Origin of the sequence: Bartonella sp. PS17NMGDW (genome assembly GCF_042193555.1) — a bacterium.
Lineage (GTDB): Bacteria > Pseudomonadota > Alphaproteobacteria > Rhizobiales > Rhizobiaceae > Bartonella > Bartonella grahamii.
In genome coordinates, this window is record NZ_JBHILY010000107.1 from 1 (window position 1) to 522 (window position 522).

The 522-nt window shown below is 44.4% G+C and carries 1 pseudogene; it reads right to left on the bottom strand.

The features are described from left to right. A pseudogene (locus ACFIJK_RS09530) lies at window positions 1-453 on the bottom strand (TIGR04086 family membrane protein); the annotation flags it as partial. Between the last annotated feature and the right edge of the window lie 69 nt (window positions 454-522).

The following is a 522-nucleotide window of genomic DNA, read 5'->3' on the forward strand; positions in this document are numbered from 1 at the left end:
GTCTACGGTTTGTTGGATCATAGAGCTGTTTTCTAGAGCCGTTTTAGCTCCTATCTTTGCTGTACTAGAAACCACGTGGATGGCTTGGAGGGTCATCAGCAATGTTATGAGAGCCCAAGTGAGAAAGCCATGAATCGTTCCTGAGGTTTCAGCAAAACGGCCAGCTACAAAGCCTCCCAAGGCTAGGCTAATCAGTGTAACGATAACAGAACCCACGCCAAAGGAGAGGAAAGAGCCTTCAAATGGGGTTGAAGAGGTGAAATCCATTTGGCTTAAGCCTAAAGCGGCTACCAGAAAAGAGAGGCAGATTGAGGTGGCAAGGGCGCTCACCAGTCCAGCAAAGATTGCGGACCATGAAATGGGTGTGTGAAAGAATGAATACTTTTCTTCTAGAGATGTTTCTCCTAGAAAATTCGTATCGAATGGTGTGTCTTCAGGAATGCGAGTTTCCATGTTTTATCTCCTTGAATATGCTGGAGATACAATGTCTTTTTGCCAATTATGTTCCAAAAGTGGTAAATA